This window comes from Streptomyces sp. NPDC026575 (assembly GCF_055567415.1).
Genome location: NZ_JBVHQM010000008.1, coordinates 36,131 through 55,999, shown reverse-complemented (window position 1 = coordinate 55,999; position 19,869 = coordinate 36,131). Strand labels below are relative to the sequence as shown.

The window sequence follows — 19,869 nt, the reverse complement described above, 5'->3', positions numbered from 1 at the left end:
CATTCCGTCGGCGGGAAAACCCTGCGGCGCCACTGCGGGTGCCGGAGGAAAAGGGCGACCGCATCGGGGCGCGTGCACCGAAAGGCACATTCACCGAAAGGCGGTTCCGGCGGCCGCCGTTGCCGGGCGAGGTGGGTGATCTCCCCGCCCGGCAACGGCGGGCCGTGGGCGAAACGGCGGCCGGCCGCCTCAGCGGGTCATCGCCGGCCGGGCCTGAACAGCGGGGCCACCTTCTCGGCGAAGAGGCGCAGCGTCCGCTCGGCGTCGCGGTACTCCGTGTAGCCCGAGTTGACCTGGATGCTGACGCACAGGTCGTCGCCGTAGCTCGCCCGGGAGGCGTCGAGCTGGCCGATCACGTCGTCCGGATTTCCGGCCAGGATCTTGCCCGCGCTCAGGGCCTTGCCGAAGTCGTACTCGCGCGCCTTGTCGACCAGCTTGTCGTACCCCTTGTACTGGTCCGAGCTGGTCCGCAGCCATCCCGCGGCCGCCTCGGACATCAGCACGACGTGGTTGTTCTCCATCTCCTCGCCCCGCCGCAGCGCCTCGTCGCGGTCCTCGGAGAGGTAGCAGTTGTACTTGAGCTGGATACGGGCCGCGCCCTTGGCGTGACCGGCCTCCACCCATGCCTTGCGGTAGGCGGCGAGCATCTCCACCACCGTCTCGTGGCTGACGATCGTCGGCACGACCTGCAGGTGGTAGCCGGCCTTGCCGGCGGCGGCGCAGGACTCGGGGCTCGACGCCGAGGCGACGAACACCGGCGGGCCCCCCTGCTGCACCGGGCGGGGCGAGAGCGTCACCGGCCCGAAGGAGTGGAACTCGCCCTCGAAGACGACGTCCTCCTCGCTCCACAGCCGGCGGCATGCCTCGATGCCCTCGCTGAAGCGGCGGCGGCTCTCGTCGATCGACACGCCCAGCCACTCGAACTCCTGGGGCAGCCAGGCACGGCCGAAGCCGACGTCCAGGCGCCCGTCGGAGATGTTGTCCAGCATCGCCAGCTTGCTCGCGAGCTGGAGCGGGTGGGTGAACGCGGGGATGACGGCGCCGCTGGCGACCCGGATGGTCTTGGTGCGCGCGGCGATCGCGGAGAGCAGGGTCACCGGGTCGGGGCTGTACCCGCCGTACGGTGTGCCGTAGTGCTCCACCGTCTGCACATGCTCGAACCCGTAGTCCTCCGCGATCTGGCTCAACGCGATGGCCTCGCGATAGAACTGCGACGCGGGCTTGTGATCGGGCGTGAAAACCGGGAAAAAGTTCAGACCGAAGTCCACGGAACTCTCCTGAGGAAAAGGGTGCGCCGGCATGGGCAAGGGGTGATGCGACGAGGCGTCCAAGACGTATCCCCGCGCGGCGACTCAAGGCTGATCGCAGATCGCCGCGGCACTCGCCGCACATACCTCCGGTGCATTCGACGGCATTCGGAGTCGATGTTCGGATGGCGCAACTGTGGCAACCGGCCGTCAGCGCCGTCAAATAAGGTGGGCTATCGGCTTGATAACCGATCTGATCTCCCGGCTGAATTGCGCCAATCGAGCTGGTGGGCGGGGCGAGTTGATAGCGTCGCAGCGCCCCGTGGCGCCGGATGTGCCCAGCCCTTACGCCGGCGCCGGCCACCGCACTCACCCCCCGGAGCCGCTGCCATGAGCACTGTGATCCTTCCCTGCGCGCCGAGCCGGCCGGAGAGCGGGCTCGACCCGGATCTCGCGGCCCTGCTCACCCGGTCCGGGCTCGATCCCATAGGGGTCGCGGACCTCGCACGCCGGGCCGTCGAGGAGGACCTCGACGGCGGCGTGGACGTGACGACCCGCGCCACGGTCCCCGAAGACGCCGTCTGCTCGGGCGACTTCACCGCACGCGAGGCGGGCGTGGTCGCGGGGCTCCGGGTCGCGGAGGCCGTGCTGTCGGTGGTGTGCGCCCAGGAGTTCACCGTCGAGCGGCACGCCGAGGACGGCGACCGGGTCGAGGCGGGCCAGGCCCTGCTGAGCGTCGCCACCCGCACCCGCGATCTGCTCACCGCCGAGCGCAGCGCGCTGAACCTGCTGTGCCGGCTGTCCGGGATCGCCACCGCGACCCGCCGCTGGGCCGACGTCCTGGAGGGGACCGGGGCGAAGGTCCGCGACACCCGCAAGACCACCGCGGGCCTGCGTGCGCTGGAGAAGTACGCGGTGCGGTGCGGCGGCGGCGTCAACCACCGCATGTCGCTGTCCGACGCGGCCCTGGTCAAGGACAACCACGTCATCGCGGCCGGCGGGGTCGCCCGAGCGTTTTCGGCCGTCCGCCGGGAGTTCCCCGGCCTGGCCATCGAGGTCGAGGTGGACACCCTGCCCCAGGTGCGCGAAGTGCTGGACGCCGGCGCCGACCTGATCCTGCTGGACAACTTCACCCCCGCCCGCACCGCCGAGGCCGTCGCCCTCGTCGCGGGCCGCGCCCTGCTGGAGTCCTCCGGCCGCCTCACCCTGGACACCGCCCGCGCCTACGCCGAGACCGGCGTCGACTTCCTCTCGGTGGGCGCCCTCACCCACTCCGTACCGGCCCTCGACATCGGCCTGGACCTGCGGGCCTAAGGGCTGCGTCCGGCTAGGTCACATCGCGGGAGGCGCGGTCCGGCGCCGGCCTCCCGCTCCGTCGGCGAGAGGCGGGGTAAGGGCTGTCCCGTAATCCCTGGTGGATCAGCGGACGGCGTCAGATGCGGTGCATCGCAAGGCGGAGGGGCGTCCGGATACTGGGCGTATCCGGGCGTTCCGACAACGGTGGGGGTCCCCCCGCGCCGTTCAGGCGTGGGGGAGAGGTGCCGTAGCTGTCGTCGTGCGCCCGCCAGGGATTGCGGGACAGCCCTTAGGCAGCAAGCTGCCACCGCCGCGTCCCGAGGCTGCAGGAAGGTGCCAGGGCCACGAGCGGCGCGCAGCGCGCACGCAGCATGGGCTCGCACCGGATGCCCCGGCGAGCGGAGTCCGGGCAAGGGATGGCGTGACATCCGTGTCCCGGGCCACTGACGGAGGAGCGATGGAACCACTGTCACCTTCTGCGCACCAGGACACCTTCCCCCGCGACAGCCTGCCACCGCGCGAGGAATGGCCCGAGCTCGTCTTCGACCTGCCGGAACTGCGCTACCCGCAACGGCTCAACTGCGCCGTGGAGCTGCTCGACGCCACCATCGCCCGGTACGGCGAGGAGCCGCCCGCCCTGCGCGACGATGCCGGCCGGGTCTGGTCGTACGGGCAACTCCGGGAGCGGGTCGACAGGATCGCCCGGGTGCTGACCGAGGACCTGGGCCTGGTGCCGGGCAACCGGGTGCTGCTGCACGGCCCCAACTCCCCCTGGATGGCCGCCTGCTGGCTGGCCGTCCTGAAGGCCGGCGGGGTGGTGGTGACGACCATGGCCCTGCTGCGGGCCAAGGAGCTGCGCGCCGTGGCGACCAAGGCCCGCGTCGGCCTCGCGCTGTGCGACGCGCACTTCACCGGTGAGCTGGAGCGGGCCGGCCTGCCGGGGCTGCGCATCGTCGCCTACGGGGATGCCGGCTGCGAGCTGAACCGGCGGGCGGCGGACCGGGCCGCGGGGTTCACCGCGGTCGACACCGCCGCCGACGACGTGGCCCTGATCGCCTTCACCTCGGGCACCAGCGGGCAGCCCAAGGCGACGATGCACTTCCACCGCGATGTGCTCGCCATCGCCGACACCTTCTCCGCGCACGTCCTGCGGCCCCGGCCCGACGACCTCTTCGCCGGCAGCCCGCCGCTCGCCTTCACCTTCGGCCTCGGCGGCCTGCTGGTCTTCCCGCTGCGGGCCGGCGCGTCGGCGCTGCTGCTGCCGGCGGCCTCCCCCGGGGAGCTGTTCAGCGCGGTGGGCCGGCACCAGGTCACCGTGCTGCTCACCGCGCCCACCGCCTACCGCACGGCGCTGCGGCGGATCGAGACCTACGACCTGCGGTCGCTGCGGCGGTGCGTCTCGGCCGGGGAGGCGCTGCCCGCGGACACCTGGCACGCCTTCGAGCGGGCCACCGGCCTGCGGATCATCGAGGGCATCGGCTCCACCGAGATGCTGCACGTCTTCATCTCGGCCGCCGACGACGCCATCCGGCCCGGCGCGACCGGCAAGCCGGTGCCCGGGTTCCGCGCCCGGGTGGTCGACGAGGAGGGCGCTCCGCTCCCGGACGGCGTGCCGGGGCGGCTGGCCGTACAGGGGCCGACCGGGTGCCGCTACCTCAGCGACGAGCGGCAGCGGGCGCAGGTGCAGAACGGCTGGAACATCACCGGCGACATCTACGTCCGCGACGCCGACGGCTACTTCCACTACCGGGCCCGCGCCGACGACATGATCGTCACGGCCGGCTACAACGTCGCCGCGCCCGAGGTGGAGCAGGCGATGATCCGCCACCCGGCCGTCCTGGACTGCGGAGTGGTCGGCGTGCCCGATCCGGAGCGCGGCCAGGTCGTCAAGGGCTTCGTCGTCCTCGCGCCCGGCTACGAAGCGGGCGAGGAACTCGCCCGGGACATCAAGGACTTCGTCAAGGCCGAGATCGCGCCGTACAAGTACCCGCGGCTGGTGGAGTTCGTCGCCGCGCTCCCCTTCGGCGACACCGGAAAGCTCCAGCGCCATGTGCTGCGGGCCGCTCTCGCGGCGGACCGCGCATGAGCGTCCGGCGGCGTCTTCGTCTCCTCCGGGGCCCCGGCCGACCGGCCGACCTCTTCTTCCAGGCAGGTGAGTTCTGATGTCGCTGACCGAGGCAGTCGGCGCCCCTCCGACCGTGCGGCGGGTGACGCGGTGGAGCACTCCCGCCGGGGTGACCGTGCACCGCTCGGTGACCCCGGCCGGCAGCGCCCGGCTCGTGCGGGCCCGGCTGGAGAGCGCGCTCGACCGGCGGCGCGGCATGCTGCGGTTCCACGGCGACGATGCCGTCGTCGGCTACGCCGATCCCCCGGTCGAGGTGAGTGTGCGCGGCGACCGGGTGACGGTCCGGGCGCTCAACTCCCGCGGCCGGGTGCTGCTCCCCGCGCTGCGCGGGGCGCTGGACGCGATCCTGACCGGGCTGTCGGCCGGGGACGACGAGGTGTCCGGGCGGGTCCCCGGGCGCACCGGGATCTTCGCGGAGGAGGACCGCACCTCGCACGCCGGCGTCTTCCGCGCGGTGCGCGCGCTGCTGCGGGCCATGGCGGCGCCCGAGGACCGGCTGCTGGGGCTGCACGGCGCCTTCGGCTACGACCTGCTGTTCCAGGTGGACCCCGTCGCACTGCACCAGCGGCGCGATCCGGACGACCGCGACCTGGTGCTGCACCTCCCGGACGAGATCTACGAGCTCGACCTGCGCCGCGACGAGGCGGTGCGGCACGCCTACGAGTTCACCGTCGGCCGGGCGCGCACCGAGGGGCTGCCGCGCACCACCGCCGCCGTGGACTTCACCCCCGGCACCCCCGACCGGCTGCGCGACCACGCGCCCGGCGAGTACGCCGGGGTGGTGACCCGGGCCAGGGAGCTCTTCCGCTCGGGCGACCTGTTCGAGGTGGTCCCCGGCCAGGTCTTTCGCCGCCCCTGCGCACAGCCGCCCTCGGTGCTCTTCAGGCGGCTGCGGGAGAGCAACCCGGCTCCGCACAGCCTGCTGGCCAACCTCGGGGAGCGGGAGTACCTGATCGGCGCCTCGCCCGAGATGTTCGTACGGGTGCGGCACGAGGCCGGCGCGGCCGGCGCCGGCGACCACCTGGTGGTGGAGTCCTCGCCGATCAGCGGGACCGTCCGGCGGGGCCGGGACGCCATGGAGGACGCCGAGCACATCCGCCGGCTGCTGAACTCCGCCAAGGAGGAGGCCGAGCTGACCATGTGCACGGACGTGGACCGCAACGACAAGGCCCGCGTCTGCGTGCCCGGTTCCGTGGAGGTCACCGCGCGGCGGCGGATCGAGAAGTACGCCACGCTCATCCACACCGTGGACCGGGTGCGCGGGGTGCTCGCGCCGGGGCGCGACGCCCTCGACGGCTTCCTCGCGCACCTGTGGGCGGTGACCGTCACCGGGGCGCCCAAGCTGGCGGCGGTGGAGTTCATCGAGCGCGAGGAGCGCTCACCGCGCCGCTGGTACGCGGGGGCGGCGGGGTGCCTCGCCTTCGACGGCAGCCTGGACACGGTGCTGACCCTGCGCACCATCCAGGTGCGCGACGGGGTGGCGACGGTGCGGGCCGGGGCGACGCTGCTGTACGACTCCTCGCCGGCGGCGGAGGAGGCCGAGACCGAGCTCAAGGCCGAGGCGCTGCTGCGGGTGCTCGACGGACCGGTACCGGCCGCCGGGCCGCCGAGCGCGGGCCGGGACCGGCCGGGCGAGGGCCTGCGCATCCTGATGGTCGACCACCGCGACTCGTTCGCCCACTGCCTCGCCGACTACCTGCGCCAGACCGGTGCGCGGGTGACGACCTACCGGGCCCCCGGCCATCTGCCGATGCTGGCGCGGGAGCGGCCCGACCTGCTGGTGCTCTCGCCGGGACCGGGCCGCCCCGCGGACTTCGGGCTGGGCACGACGCTCGCCGAGGCCGAGCGGCTGGAGCTGCCGGTCTTCGGGGTGTGCCTGGGCCTGCAGGGGCTCGTCGAGCACTTCGGCGGCACGCTGGGCGTGCTGGACCGGCCGGTGCACGGCAAAACGTCCCGGGTCAGGGTGACCGCCGAGGACAGCCGCCTGCTGGCCGGACTGCCCCGGGAGTTCGAGGTGGGGCGCTACCACTCGCTGTACGCCACCGCCGGGCGGCTTCCCGCGCAGCTGCGGGTGACCGCCGAGACCGCGGACGGCGTGGTCATGGCCGTCGAGCACCGCCAACGGCCGCTGGCCGCCGTCCAGTTCCACCCCGAGTCGATCATGACCGCCGGGCGGCGGATCGGCCACCTGGTGGTCGAGGGCGCCGTGACCTCCCTGACCCGCCACCGGGCGGGCAACGGGGCGAGGGGACGGCGGCCGTGAACCGGCGGCTCCCCGCGGCCCACCACACATCCACAAGGAGAATCCCCATGGTCGGTCGGCCGCTTCGGATCGGCATCGTCGGTGCCGGGCCGCGAGGGCTGTCGGTGCTGGAGCGGCTGTGCGCCAACGAGCGCGCGACGCCCGCGCACCCGGCCGTCGTCGTCCACCTCGTCGACCCGTTCCGGCCCGGCGCGGGCCAGGTCTGGCGCACCTCGCAGTCCCGGCACCTGCTGATGAACACCGTCGCCTCGCAGATCACCGTGTACACCGACGCCGGCGTGAGCATGGCGGGCCCGGTCGAACCCGGTCCGGGCCTGCACGACTGGGCCCGTTCGCTGTCCCTGATGGCACCGCTGGAGCAGTCGTTCGGCGACTTCGACGACGAGACCCTCGCCGAGGCCCGGGACCTGGGGCCGGACGACTACCCCACCCGCGCCTTCTACGGCCGCTACCTGGAGGACGCCTACCGCCGGATCGTGGCCGGGGCGCCGCAGCATGTCACGGTGTGCGTCCACCGGACCCGGGCGGTCGCGCTCGACGACGAGAGCGGTACACGGGCCGGTGCGCAGCTGCTGACGCTGGCGGACGGCACCCGGCTGTCCGGGCTCGACGCCGTCGTGCTCGCGCAGGGGCACGTCCCCGCCCAGGCCACCCGCGAGGAGGAGCAACTTGCCGCCGCGGCACGGGAGTCGGGCCTGCGCTACATACCGCCGGCCAACCCCGCCGACGTGGACATCACCCAGATCCGGCCCGGTGAGACGGTGCTGCTGCGCGGCCTGGGACTCACCTTCTTCGACTACCTGGCGCTGTTCACCGTCGGCCGCGGAGGCTCCTTCGAGCGGACCGGCGGCGGGCTGGTCTACCACCCCTCGGGGCACGAGCCTCGGCTGTACGCCGGCTCGCGGCGCGGTGTGCCGTACCACGCGCGCGGCGAGAACGAGAAGGGCCCACACGGCAGGCACCGCCCGCTGCTGCTGACCCCGGATGTGATCGAGGGGCTGCGCCGGCGCGCCGACCGGGGAGAGCGGGTGCGGTTCCGCACCGATCTGTGGCCGCTGATCGCCATGGAGGTCGAGTGCGTCTACTACGGCACCTGGCTGACCGCGCACGGCCGCGGCGCGGAGCGCGAGCACTTCACCGAGCAGTACCCGGCCGCCGCCGACGCCGCGTCCCGGCGGCGCCTGCTGGACGCCTACGCCGTCCCCGACGCCGAGCGGTGGGACTGGGAGCGGATCGCCGCGCCGTTCGACGGGCGGTCGTTCGCCGGCCGCGAGGAGTTCCGCGGCCGGCTGCTGGAGCATCTGCGGCGCGATGCGCGCGAGGCCCGGGCCGGCAACGTCGGCGGACCGCTCAAGGCCGCCCTGGACGTGCTGCGCGATCTGCGCAACGAGATCCGGCTCGTGGTCGACCACGGCCGCCTGGACGGCGCCTCCTACCGGGACGACCTCCAGGGCTGGTACACCCCGCTCAACGCCTTCCTGTCCATCGGCCCGCCCACCTCCCGCATCGAGGAGACGACCGCGCTGATGGAGGCGGGCGTGCTCGACGTCCTGGGGCCCGGGATGCGGGTGCGGCCGGACCCCGGTCGCAGGGCGTTTCGCGCCCGCTCCTCGGTGCCCGGTCCCGAGACCGACGCGCGGGTGCTGATCGAGGCGCGGCTGCCGGACCCGGACCTGCGCCGCACCGGCGACCCCCTGCTGCGCCACCTGCTGCGGACCGGCCAGTGCGCCCCCTACCGCATCGCCTCCGACGACGGCACGGACCACGAGACCGGTGGCCTCGCGGTCACGGACCGCCCCTACCGCCTGATCGACGCCCGTGGACGGGCGCACCCCCGGCGGCTGGCCTACGGGGTCCCCACCGAAGCCGTCCACTGGGTCACCGCCGCGGGGATACGCCCCGGCGTGGACTCGGTGACCCTCGGCGACTCCGACGCCATGGCCCGCGCCGTCCTCGCCCTGCCCCCGACCGCCGCGCCCGCCCCGGACATCGCCCAGGAGGCGTCGTGACCGGCATCGAACCCACCCGACCCACCGACCCCGGTGCCGCGTCGGCGCTGCGCCGGGCCGTCGCGGACCTGGAGGGCCGTCCGCCGCTGGTGTTCCCCGACGAGTGCGACCGGCTCCGCGCCCGGCTCGCGGCGGTCGCCCGCGGCGAGGCGTTCGCCTTGCTGGGCGGCGGCCGCGCGCCGACCGGCGAGGTGCTGACGACACTGCAGCGGATGGCCGTCGTGCTGTCCTACGCGGGCTCGGTCCCGGTGGTGAAGGTGGCCGTGACGTCCGGGGTCGAGGAGCCGAACGGCACGCCCGGCGCACGGGCCCCGGACGCGGAGCGGCTGCGGCGGACGTACCACGCCTCGGCGGCGGCGCTGAACCTGCTGCGCGGCCTGGCCGCCGGCCACCCCACCGGCCTGCGGCGCACGCACCGCGCCCTTGAGGACTTCCTGGCGCGCTCCCCCGCGCGCGAGCGCCATCGCCGGCTGACCCGGGACATCGGCGCGGCGATCCGCTTCATGGAGGCGGCCGGGGCCACCGGGGACGCGCCGGGCACCGCGGAGTTCTTCGCCGGCCATGCGGCGCACCCGACGGCGTACGAGTCCGCGCTGACCCGGGCCGACGAGCGCGGCGGGCGGGCGTACGGCCTGTCGGGCCATCTGCTGTGGATCGGCGAGGGCGCCCGGGGACCGGACGGTGCGCAGGTGGAGTTCGCCGCGGGTATCGGCAATCCGCTGGGGGTCGTCCTCGGCCCGGCCACGACGGCCGACGAGGCGCTCGCGCTGATCGACCGGCTCGACCCCGAACGCGACCCGGGGCGGCTGACGTTCCTGGTCCGGATGGGCACGGCGGCGGTGCGGGACCGGCTGCCCGAGCTGGTGGCGAAGGTCGCCGCGAGCGGCTCCGAGGTGGGCTGGGTGTGCGATCCGATGCACGGCGGCCCCGGCGACGGCCCGAGCGGACCCGGTACGCGCCGCCTCTCCGACGTCCTGGACGAGGTCGGCGGCTTCTTCGAGGTCCACCGGGCACTGGGCACCCATCCGGGCGGCGTCCGGCTGGAGTTGTCCGGGGGCCCGGAGCCGACGGCCACAGCTCCGCTCCTGAGCCCGGACCAGGCACTCGAACTCGCCTTCGCGATCGCCGGGCTGTACGGCGGCCGGTGACCTTCACGGTGGGGGTGTCCGGGACGGGCGGCGGGGTGCGCAGGGGCGAACGCCGTTGACAGGTACCGCAGTTGCGCACCGCAGTTGCTTCAGCACCTCAATGGTTAAACTCAAGAAATGAACTTACCGGCTTCCCCGCTGACCCTTGAGGTCATCGACCTCATCGGCACGATGGTCTCCCGCTTCCACGACGAGTACGAAGCGGCCGCGGCCGACCACCAGCTCACCGGCGCCCAGGCCCGCCTGCTGGCGCTGCTCTCCCACGGGCCGCTGCCGATGCGCCGGATCGCCGAGCAGCTCAAGTGCGAACCGTCCAACGTGACCGGCCTCGTCGACCGCCTCGAAGCCCGCGGCCTGACGCAGCGCCGCCCCGACCCCGCCGACCGCCGCGTCAAGCTGGTCGCCGCCACCGACGCGGGCCGCCGGACCGCCGACCGCCTGCGCTCCTCACTGGACTTCGCCCGCGAACCGCTGGCCGCACTGCGGGACCAGGAGCGTGCGACCCTGCGGGATCTGCTGCGCCGGATACTGGCCTGAGCGAACGTGCGCGGAGCCAGGTGGCCCGGGAGCGCCCCGGCTCCGCGCACGCACACCGGCGTCAGGGCTTGCGGGCGGCGATGATGCCGTAGCCGATCTGCGGCAGGTCCCCGAAGCGCTCGATGATGTCGGCGGCCTCGGAGAGCTGCTCGCTGAACGCGTCGTCGAAGGTCTCCTTCGCCTGCCGGATGGCGGCCGCGGCCAGCGTGTGGCTGCGCCGTACGTTCTCGCCGATGTCCAGTACCTCGACGATCTCCAGGCCGGCCTTCTCCATGTGGGCGACGTACTCGTCGGCGTCGCCGATCGGCGGGATCTGGAACAGCCTGCGGTTGGCCGCCACGATCTCGGTCCCCCGGGCGTCGAGTTCGCCCTCCTGGTACGGGTTCGCGGTCACCAGCATGCCGCCGGGGCGCAGCACCCGCGTCGCCTCGGCGATGGCCTTGGCCCGGTCGGACATGTGCAGGAAGGACTCGATGGCGTAGACGCGGTCGAAGTGGCCGTCGGCGAAGGGCAGGTCCATGCCGTCGGCCTGCCGGAAGGCCACCTGGCCGCTGCCGTCGCCGACTTCGGGCCGGGCGGCGGCCACTTCCGCCTGCTGGGCGCTGATGGTGACACCGGTGACATGCACCTCGCGCCCGCCCGCGATCTTGACGGCGGGCTTGCCGCTGCCGCAGCCGATGTCCAGCACCCGCAGGCCCGGTGAGAGCGCGAGCCGGTCGGCGACCATGTCGGTCAGCGTGTCGGTGGCCTCGGCGACCGTGGCGTCGTCGTCATCGCCGCGCCAGTAGCCCAGATGAATATTTCCCCCCATCACTTCGGAGAGAAGATCGGTCGACTGGTCGTACATGCTTCCCACGTCCGCCGCGGTGGGTATTTGCTGCTCGGCCATCCCTGATATGCCTTTCCCTCATTCCCCGGCCGGTGCGCCCGCACCGGCCGGACGGACGCTACAAAGCGCCAAGTCCGTTTGTCAATGGATCACTTCATCCGCCATCAGCGACTTTCCCCGCCTTATTCACTGCATTTACCTGCCGTTTGGGCCGGGCGTTTTGCTTTTCTCGGCAAAACGCCGCGCGCACCGCCCGGCATTCCTCATAGCGGAAGTTATCAGCCTCATCGGGCGAGCTATTGGACAGTGCCGCAGACGTCGGGTGTACTGATTAGCGCGTGATCACATCAGGGGTTCTGCAGAGTGGCAGAACCTGCGAGCAAGCCGGGTCCGCCATCGAGCAGGGCCGGTGCGGACTGGCAATTGACGGGGCAGCGGACGCTTGCGCGACCGGCGTGAGCAGATTCACATCACGAGGGCTCGGCCCCCCTATCCCTGTCCAGCGAAATCCTGGTTCGCGACATGTCATCTGACATTCGCCCGCCGTCGGCCTTTGGGGGAGTTTCATGCGCACCGCTAGAGTTTTCCCGCCGGACAGCACCAGCGTGGAGAACGATCCCATCGCCGTCGTCGGCCTGGCCTGTCGATTTCCCGGTGCGCCGAACCCGGATGCCTACTGGAAGCTGCTGAGCACCGGCACCGACGCCGTATCGAAATCCCGTCCCGACCGGCCGACCGGTAACCGCGCGGGCGGCTTCCTGGACCACGTCGACCAGTTCGATCCCGAATTCTTCGACATCTCGCCCCGTGAAGCGGCCGCCATGGATCCGCAGCAGCGGCTGGCCCTCGAATTGAGCTGGGAGGCTTTCGAGGACGCCGGGATCGTCTCCGCGGACCTGAAAGGCCGCAGGGTCGGCGTGTTCGTGGGGGCCATGTGGGACGACTACGCCACCGTGCTGCACCGGCGCGGCGACGGCGCGGCCACCCAGCACAGCATGACCGGGCTGCATCGCAGCATCATCGCCAACCGGGTGTCGTACACCTTCGATCTGCGCGGGCCGAGCATGGTGCTGGACACCGGGCAGTCGTCCTCGCTGGTCGCGGTGCACACCGCCTGCGAGAGCCTGCGCCGGGGCGAGGCCGCGCTCGCGCTCGCGGGCGGGGTGAGCCTCAACCTCGCGCCGGAGAGCGGCCTCTACTCCGAGAAGTTCGGCGGACTGTCCCCCGACGGCCGCTGCTTCACCTTCGACGCCCGCGCCAACGGCTATGTCCGCGGCGAGGGCGCCGGACTCGTCGTGCTCAAGCCCCTCTCCCGTGCCCTCGCCGACCACGACCGCATCCACTGCGTGATCGAGGGCACCGCGATGAACAACGACGGTGCGACCGAGGGGCTCACCGTCCCCAGTGCCCGGGCGCAGGAGGAGGTGCTGCGCGAGGCGTACCGCAGGGCCGGCGCCGACCCGTCCGACGTGCAGTACGTGGAGCTGCACGGCACCGGGACGAAGAAGGGCGACCCGCTGGAGTCCGCCGCGCTCGGTGCGGTGTTCGGCGCCGACCGGAGCGAGGGCGCACCGCTGCTCGTCGGCTCGGTGAAGACCAACATCGGGCACCTGGAAGCCGCCGCCGGTATCGCCGGGCTCATCAAGACGGCACTGAGCATCGGGCACCGGGAGATCCCGCCGAGCCTCAACTTCGACACCCCCAACCCGCAGATCCCCTTCGACGAGTGGAAGCTGCGGGTGCAGACGGACCTGAGCGGCTGGCCGCGCGGCGCGGCCCCGCTGCTGGCGGGCGTCAGCTCGTTCGGCATGGGCGGCACCAACTGCCATGTGGTGCTGTCGGACGCCCACACCAGGGCCGCCGAAGCCCGGACCGGCCACGACGAGGCACCCGCCCGCCGTACCGCCCAGGCCCCGACGCCGCTGCCGTGGGTGCTCTCAGGGCGGTCCGCGGCCGCGGTGCGCGCCCAGGCGGAGCGGCTGCGCGACCATGTCACCGCCCACCCCGAACTGGACCCGGCGGACCTCGCCTTCTCCCTCGCGGCCCACCGCACCGCGTTCGAGGAGCGCGCCGTCGTCCTGGGCGGCGAGCGCGGCGACCTCCTCGGCGGCCTGGACGCCCTCGTACGCGAGGCGCCCGCGCCGAACCTGGTGCGCGGCACCACCCGGGGCGCGGGCCGGACGGCGTTCCTGTTCACCGGGCAGGGCAGCCAGCGCCCCGGGATGGGACGCCGACTGCACGCGACGGTCCCGGCGTTCGCCGACGCGCTGGACGAGGTGTGCGCCCAGCTGGACACCGAGCTGCCGCACCGGCTCCAGGACCTGATCTTCGCCGAGCCCGGTACCGACGAGGCGGCCCTGCTCGACGAGACGCGGTTCACCCAGGCCGCGCTGTTCGCGGTGGAGGTCGCGCTGTTCCGCCTGGTGCGGCGGTGCGGGCCGCGCCCGGACTTCCTCCTCGGCCACTCCATCGGCGAGCTGACCGCCGCCCATGTCTCCGGGGTGCTGTCCCTCGCCGACGCCTGCACTCTGGTCGCGGCCCGGGGACGGCTGATGCAGCAGGCCACCGCGGGCGGCGCCATGTTCGCGCTCCAGGCCGACGAGCGGGAGGTCGCCGCCGCGCTGGCCGAGGCCGGCCCGCTGGTCTCGATCGCCGCCCTCAACGGACCGCGGACCACGGTGGTCTCCGGCGACCGGGAGGCGGCCGAGGCCGTCGCCGCCCGGTTCGCGGCCGACGGCCGCAGGACCAAGCGGCTGCGCGTCAGCCATGCCTTCCACTCGCCGCACATGGACGGCGTACTGGAGGAGTTCCGGGACGTGGCCCGGCAGTTGAGCTACCGCGCCCCCGAGATCCCGCTGGTCTCCAACGTCACCGGGCGGCTGGCCACCGCGGACGAACTCGGCTCGCCGGACTACTGGACGCGGCACATCCGGTCGGCCGTGCGCTACCACGACGGCGTCCGCCTGCTGCGGTCCGAAGGCGTCACGGGCTATCTGGAGCTCGGCCCCGGCGGGCTGACCGCGATGACCCGGGAGAGCCTGGCCGCGGACGGCGGGCGGCCCGGCGCCGCGGTCGTCCCCCTGCTGCGCGACGGCCGGCCGGAGGACCGCACCGTGGCCGCCGCGCTCGCCGAGGCGTTCGTGCGCGGGGCGGAGGTGGACTTCGCGCCGCTCACCGGGTCCTCGGGGACGCGGGTCGAGCTGCCGACGTACGCCTTCCAGCGGCGGTCCTACTGGGTCGGCGGGACGGACCGGGCGGACGCGGCGGACACCGCGCGGCCCGCGGACGCCACGGCCGGTGCCGAGCCGGCTTCGGCGCCCGAGCGGCACGAGGCGGCCGGTGCCTCCGAGGCGGATGTGGCGGAGCTGGTGCGGGCGAGTGTGGCGACGGTGCTCGGGCACCTGTCGTCCGACACCGTCGACACCGGCCGGACGTTCAAGGAGCTGGGCTTCGACTCGCTCACCGCGGTCGAGTTCCGGGACCGGGTGGCCGAGGCGACCGGCCTGCCGCAGCTGCCCCCCACACTGATCTACAACCACCCGACACCGGTCGAACTGGTGCGCTACCTGCGGGCCGAGCTGTCGGGCGAGCAGCCGGCCGCGGAGGAGCTGCGGCCGGCGGCGGCCGTCCACGACGAGCCGATCGCCATCGTGGGCATGGGGTGCCGCTTCCCCGGCGGGGTGCGCTCGCCGGAGGACCTGTGGCGGCTGGTGGCCGACGGCAGGGACGCCGTCTCCGCGTTCCCCACCGACCGCGGCTGGTCCGCCGACGAGCTCCGCGACCCGGAGAACCCGGACGTCCGGTACACCCGGGAGGGCGGGTTCCTCTACGACGCGGCCGCCTTCGACGCGGGCTTCTTCGGGATCAGCCCGCGCGAGGCGCTGGCGATGGACCCGCAGCAGCGGCTGGTGCTGGAGACGGCCTGGGAGGCGCTGGAGCGGGCGGGGATCGACCCCACGGCGCTGCGGGGCAGCCAGGTCGGGGTGTTCGCCGGCGCGACCGCACAGGACTACGGCCCGCGGCTGGGCGAGCCGGCACAGGGCGCGCAGGGCTATCTGCTGACCGGCAACACCGCCAGCGTCATCTCCGGCCGGGTGGCCTACACCCTCGGCCTGGAGGGCCCGGCGGTCACCGTGGACACGGCCTGCTCGTCGTCGCTGGCGGCGCTGCACATGGCGAGCCGGTCGCTCCGGCAGGGCGAGTGCACGATGGCGCTGGCCGGCGGGGTGACGGTGATGGCGACGCCGGGCATGTTCGTGGAGTTCGCCCAGCAGCGCGGTCTGGCCCCCGACGGCCGCTGCAAGCCGTTCGCGGCCGCCGCCGACGGCACCGGCTGGAGCGAGGGCGTGGGCATGGTGGTGCTGGAGCGGCTGTCGGACGCCCGGCGCCACGGCCACCGGGTGCTCGCGCTGGTGCGCGGCTCGGCGGTCAACCAGGACGGCGCCAGCAACGGCCTGACGGCGCCGAACGGACCGTCGCAGGAACGGGTGATCCGCCAGGCACTGGCCGACGCCCGGGTGTCCGCGCGGGACGTCGACGCGGTCGAGGCGCACGGCACCGGTACGAAGCTGGGCGACCCGATCGAGGCGCAGGCGCTGGTCTCCACGTACGGCCGGGACCGGGGCGGTGACCGGCCGCTGTGGCTGGGATCGGTGAAGTCCAACATCGGGCACACCCAGGCGGCCGCCGGCGTGGCCGCGGTGATCAAGATGGTGATGGCGCTGCGGCACGGCCGACTGCCCGCCAGTCTGCACATCGACCGGCCGACCCCGCATGTGGACTGGTCCGCGGGCTCGGTGGCGCTGCTGACCGACGGCGTGCCGTGGCCGGCGGGCGAGCGGGTGCGCCGGGCGGGCGTCTCCTCGTTCGGCATCAGCGGCACCAACGTCCACGCCATCCTGGAGGAGGCGCCCGCCGAGGCCGCGCCGGCGGCCGGGCCCGGCGAACCGGCCGCCGCACCGGCGGGCCCGGTGGCCTGGCCGCTGTCGGCGAAGACCCCGCAGGCGCTGCGCGGCCAGGCCGCCGGTCTGCGGACGTATCTCGACGGCGACGAGGGCCTCGACGCCGCCGACGTGGGCTACTCCCTGGCGACCACCCGGGCCGCGTTCGACCACCGCGCCGTACTGATCGGCGACGACCGGCACCAACTGGCCGCCGCCCTGGACACGCTGGCGCAGGACGCCCCGTCGGAGACGGTGGTCCGCGGTCTGGCCGTGCACGGCGCGGAGCGGGTGTTCGTCTTCCCGGGCCAGGGCGCACAGTGGGCCGGGATGGCGGTGGAACTCCTGGACTCCTCACCGGTGTTCCGCGCCCGGATGGAGGAGTGCGCGGCGGCGCTCGACGCGGTCGTGGACTGGTCGCTGCTGGACGTGCTCCGCGGTGCCCCCGGCGCACCGGGCCTGGAGCGGGTCGACGTCGTGCAGCCGGTGCTGTTCGCGATGATGGTGTCGCTGGCGCGGCTGTGGGAGTCCTACGGTGTGCGGCCGACCGCGGTGATCGGGCACAGCCAGGGCGAGATCGCCGCCGCCTGCGTCGCGGGCGGGCTGACGCTGGCGGACGCCGCGAGGATCGTGGCGCTGCGCAGCCGGGCGCTGACCGCGATCTCCGGGCGCGGCGGGATGGTGTCGGTGTCGCTGTCGGCCGAGCGGGTACGGCAACTGCCCTGCTGGGACGAGCGGCTCGACCTCGCCGTGGTCAACGGGCCGTCGTCGGTGGTGGTCTCCGGGGAGCCGGCCGCGCTGGAGGAGCTGCTGGCGGTGTGTGCCGCCCGCGAGATCCGCGCCAAGCAGATCCCGGTGAGCTACGCGGCGCACTCCGCGCAGGTCGAGGCCATCCGCGAGCGGCTGCTGGACGCGCTGCGCGAGGTCGAGCCGCGCTCGGGCGAGGTCCCCTTCTACTCGACGGTGACCGGGGAGCTGCTCGACACCCGCACGCTCGACGCCGAGTACTGGTACCGCAACCTGCGCGAACCGGTGCAGTTCGAGCGGGCCATGGGCACGGTCCTCAAGAAGGGCCACACGCTGCTGGTCGAGGTCAGCCCGCATCCGGTGCTCGGCGTCGGCGCCCAGGAAGCCATCGACACGCTCGGCGGGTCCGGCGCGGTCGTGGGCTCCCTGCGCCGCGACGACGGCGGCCCCCGGCGCTTTGTGACCTCGCTCGCGCAGGCGTATGTGCTCGGCGCTCCGGTGGACTGGACGGCCGTCTTCGCCGGCTTCGGCGCGACGCGCACGGAGTTGCCCACCTACCCCTTCCAGCACCAGCGGTACTGGCTGGCGCCGCCCGAGCCCGCGGCCGCCGTGGCACGGGGCGACGCGGCCGAGGCGCGGTTCTGGGAGGTGGTGGAGCGCGGTGACGCCGAGGGGCTGGCCGCCGAGGTCGGCCTTGCGGACCCGGACGCCCTGCGGGCGCTGCTGCCGGCGCTGTCCACCTGGCGCCGTCGGCAGGGCGAGCGCGCCCTGGTCGACTCGTGGCGCTATCAGGTCACCTGGCAGCCCTTGCCGCAGGTCCCGGTGGGCGCGCCGACCGGCCGGTGGCTGGTGCTGCTGCGCGAGGGCGCCGAGCGGCAGCAGCCCGTCGCGGCCGCCGTGGACGCCCTGGGCCGCAGCGGCGCACAGGTGGTGGCGGTGGCGGTGCGGCCCGGCATCGGGCGGCGCGAACTCGTCGAGCGGCTGCGCGCCGCGGCCGGCGAGGGGCCGCAGCCGGCCGGAGTGCTGTCGCTGCTGGCGCCGTCGGCGCCCGCCGGGCCGGTGCTCCCTTCGGAGACCGAGCAGTGGGCCGACGCCCTGACGCTGGCCCAGGCGCTCGGCGACGCCGAGATCCCGGCACGGCTGTGGTGGGTGACCCAGGGCGCGGTGGCCGTGGGCGCCGGCGACACGGTGACCTCGCCCGCCCAGGCGCAGATATGGGGTCTTGGCCGGGTCGCCGCCGTGGAGTTCCCCGAGCGCTGGGGCGGACTGGTCGATCTGCCGGCGGAGGCGGACGGCGGCGTCATCGGGCAGCTGCCGGCCGTGCTGGCCGGTCCGTGGGCCGAACAGGGCGAGAACCAGGTGGCGCTGCGCACGGCGGGGGTGTTCGCCCGCAGGCTGGTGCGCGCACCCCGGCCGGAGAGCGCCCCCGGGCGGCGCTGGGAGCCGCGCGGCACCGCGCTGATCACCGGCGGCACCGGCGCGCTCGGCGGGCACGCCGCCCGCTGGCTGGCCGAACAGGGCGCCGAGCACCTCGTGCTGGTCAGCCGCAGCGGGCCGGAGGCGGCGGGCTCGGAGGCGCTCAAGGAGCGGCTGACCGCCCTCGGCGCCCGGGTCACCGTCCTCGCCTGCGACGTCGGCGACCGTGCCGCGCTGGCCCGGCTGCTGGCTGGACTGGAGGCGGACGGCAGCCCGGTGCGCACCGTCGTCCACACGGCGGGGCTGATCGAGAACACCCCGCTCGACCTGCTGACCCCGCAGCGCTTCGCGGAGGTGATCCGGGCGAAGGCCGACGCCGCGCTGCATCTGCACGAGCTGACCCGCGAGCAGGACCTGGACGCCTTCGTGCTGTTCTCCTCCGTCTCCGGGATGTGGGGCAGCGCGGGCAACGGCGGTTACGCGGCGGCGAACGCCTACCAGGACGCCCTCGCGGAGTACCGCAGGTCGCAGGGCCTGCCGGCCACTTCGGTGATCTGGGGCCCGTGGGCCGGCGACGGGATGATGGCCCGCGACGGCATGGACGAGAACGTGGTCCGCCACGGCATCCGGCTGCTGGACCCGGACCGGGCGATCGGGGAGCTCGGGCAGTGCCTGGACGGCGGCGCCGCGGCGCCGGTCGTCGCGGACGTGGACTGGGCGGCGTTCTTCCCGGCGTTCACCGCGAAGAGCCCGAGCCTGCTCTTCGCCGAGGTGCCCGAAGTGCGGCGGACGGTCGAGGAGTCGGCCGCGCCGGAGCCGGACGCCGCCGCTGCCGACGCCGCCGGGACCTGGGCGACGCGGCTCGTGGAGCTGACGCCGGCGCGGCGGCGGGAGACCGCCTCCCGGCTCGTGCGCGCACAGGTGGCGGCCGTACTGGGCTACGCCGACGCGGACGCGGTCGGCGACCGTGCGCCGTTCAAGGACCTGGGCGTCGACTCGGTGATCGCGGTGGAGCTGCGCAACCGGCTCCAGGCCGACACCGGGCTGCGGCTGCCGGTCACCGTGATATTCGACCATCCCACGCCGGGGAGGCTGGTGGATTTCCTGCTGGCCACGGCGATCGGGGACGACGCGACACCCGACGCGGGCACCGCGGAGCCGATCAGCGAGAAGGAACAGCAACGCACGAAGGAACTGCTTGACGCGGAAGCGCGGATCAACGAGATGGACGCCGACGACTTGGTGCGGCTCATGCTCGGCGAAGAGTAGCAACGCACCGAAGAGAACTCCGTTCCAAGGAAACCGATCTGTG

9 protein-coding genes are annotated in these 19,869 nt (G+C 73.9%); 7 read left to right on the top strand and 2 right to left on the bottom strand.

The genetic code is table 11. The annotated features are described in order from the left end of the window. Positions 1–197: 197 nt before the first annotated feature. Complete coding sequence (locus ACZ4NB_RS13120) at positions 198–1,268, bottom strand: LLM class flavin-dependent oxidoreductase (RefSeq protein WP_467660891.1); 1,071 nt, start codon at positions 1,266–1,268, stop codon at positions 198–200. Positions 1,269–1,637: 369 nt separating this feature from the next. Between ACZ4NB_RS13120 and nadC the strand changes: the two genes are divergently transcribed. The 6 genes from nadC to ACZ4NB_RS13090 all read left to right on the top strand — a co-directional run bounded on the left by nadC (position 1,638) and on the right by ACZ4NB_RS13090 (position 10,625). Beyond that, on the top strand, positions 1,638–2,561 hold the full coding sequence (gene nadC / locus ACZ4NB_RS13115) for a carboxylating nicotinate-nucleotide diphosphorylase (protein ID WP_467660889.1): 924 nt from the start codon (positions 1,638–1,640) through the stop codon (positions 2,559–2,561). Between the two features lie 439 nt (positions 2,562–3,000). Further along, positions 3,001–4,629, top strand: coding sequence for an AMP-binding protein (locus ACZ4NB_RS13110; protein WP_467660887.1), 1,629 nt, complete (start codon positions 3,001–3,003; stop codon positions 4,627–4,629). A gap of 76 nt (positions 4,630–4,705) precedes the next feature. Continuing rightward, on the top strand, positions 4,706–6,931 hold the full coding sequence (locus ACZ4NB_RS13105; RefSeq protein WP_467660885.1) for an anthranilate synthase component I: 2,226 nt from the start codon (positions 4,706–4,708) through the stop codon (positions 6,929–6,931). A 47-nt stretch (positions 6,932–6,978) separates the two neighbouring features. Beyond that, the gene (locus ACZ4NB_RS13100) at positions 6,979–8,940 is read left to right on the top strand and encodes an FAD/NAD(P)-binding protein (RefSeq protein WP_467660883.1); all 1,962 of its coding nucleotides are present in this window, start codon (positions 6,979–6,981) and stop codon (positions 8,938–8,940) included. Continuing rightward, complete coding sequence (locus ACZ4NB_RS13095) at positions 8,937–10,088, top strand: 3-deoxy-7-phosphoheptulonate synthase (protein ID WP_467660881.1); 1,152 nt, start codon at positions 8,937–8,939, stop codon at positions 10,086–10,088. The genes ACZ4NB_RS13100 and ACZ4NB_RS13095 overlap by 4 nt, the downstream gene beginning before the upstream one ends. A 117-nt stretch (positions 10,089–10,205) precedes the next feature. After that, a complete protein-coding gene (locus ACZ4NB_RS13090; protein WP_467660879.1) occupies positions 10,206–10,625 on the top strand; it encodes a MarR family winged helix-turn-helix transcriptional regulator in 420 nt (139 codons plus the stop codon). Positions 10,626–10,686: 61 nt separating this feature from the next. Here the strand turns inward: ACZ4NB_RS13090 and ACZ4NB_RS13085 are convergent, their stop codons facing one another. Beyond that, positions 10,687–11,514 carry a methyltransferase domain-containing protein gene (locus ACZ4NB_RS13085; RefSeq protein ID WP_467660877.1) on the bottom strand — a complete coding sequence of 276 codons (828 nt, stop codon included), beginning with the start codon at positions 11,512–11,514 and terminating at the stop codon, positions 10,687–10,689. Positions 11,515–12,020: 506 nt separating this feature from the next. On the opposite strand from ACZ4NB_RS13085, the gene ACZ4NB_RS13080 reads away from it, so the two are divergent. Next, positions 12,021–19,826 carry a type I polyketide synthase gene (locus ACZ4NB_RS13080; protein WP_467660875.1) on the top strand — a complete coding sequence of 2,602 codons (7,806 nt, stop codon included), beginning with the start codon at positions 12,021–12,023 and terminating at the stop codon, positions 19,824–19,826. Positions 19,827–19,869 lie beyond the last annotated feature (43 nt).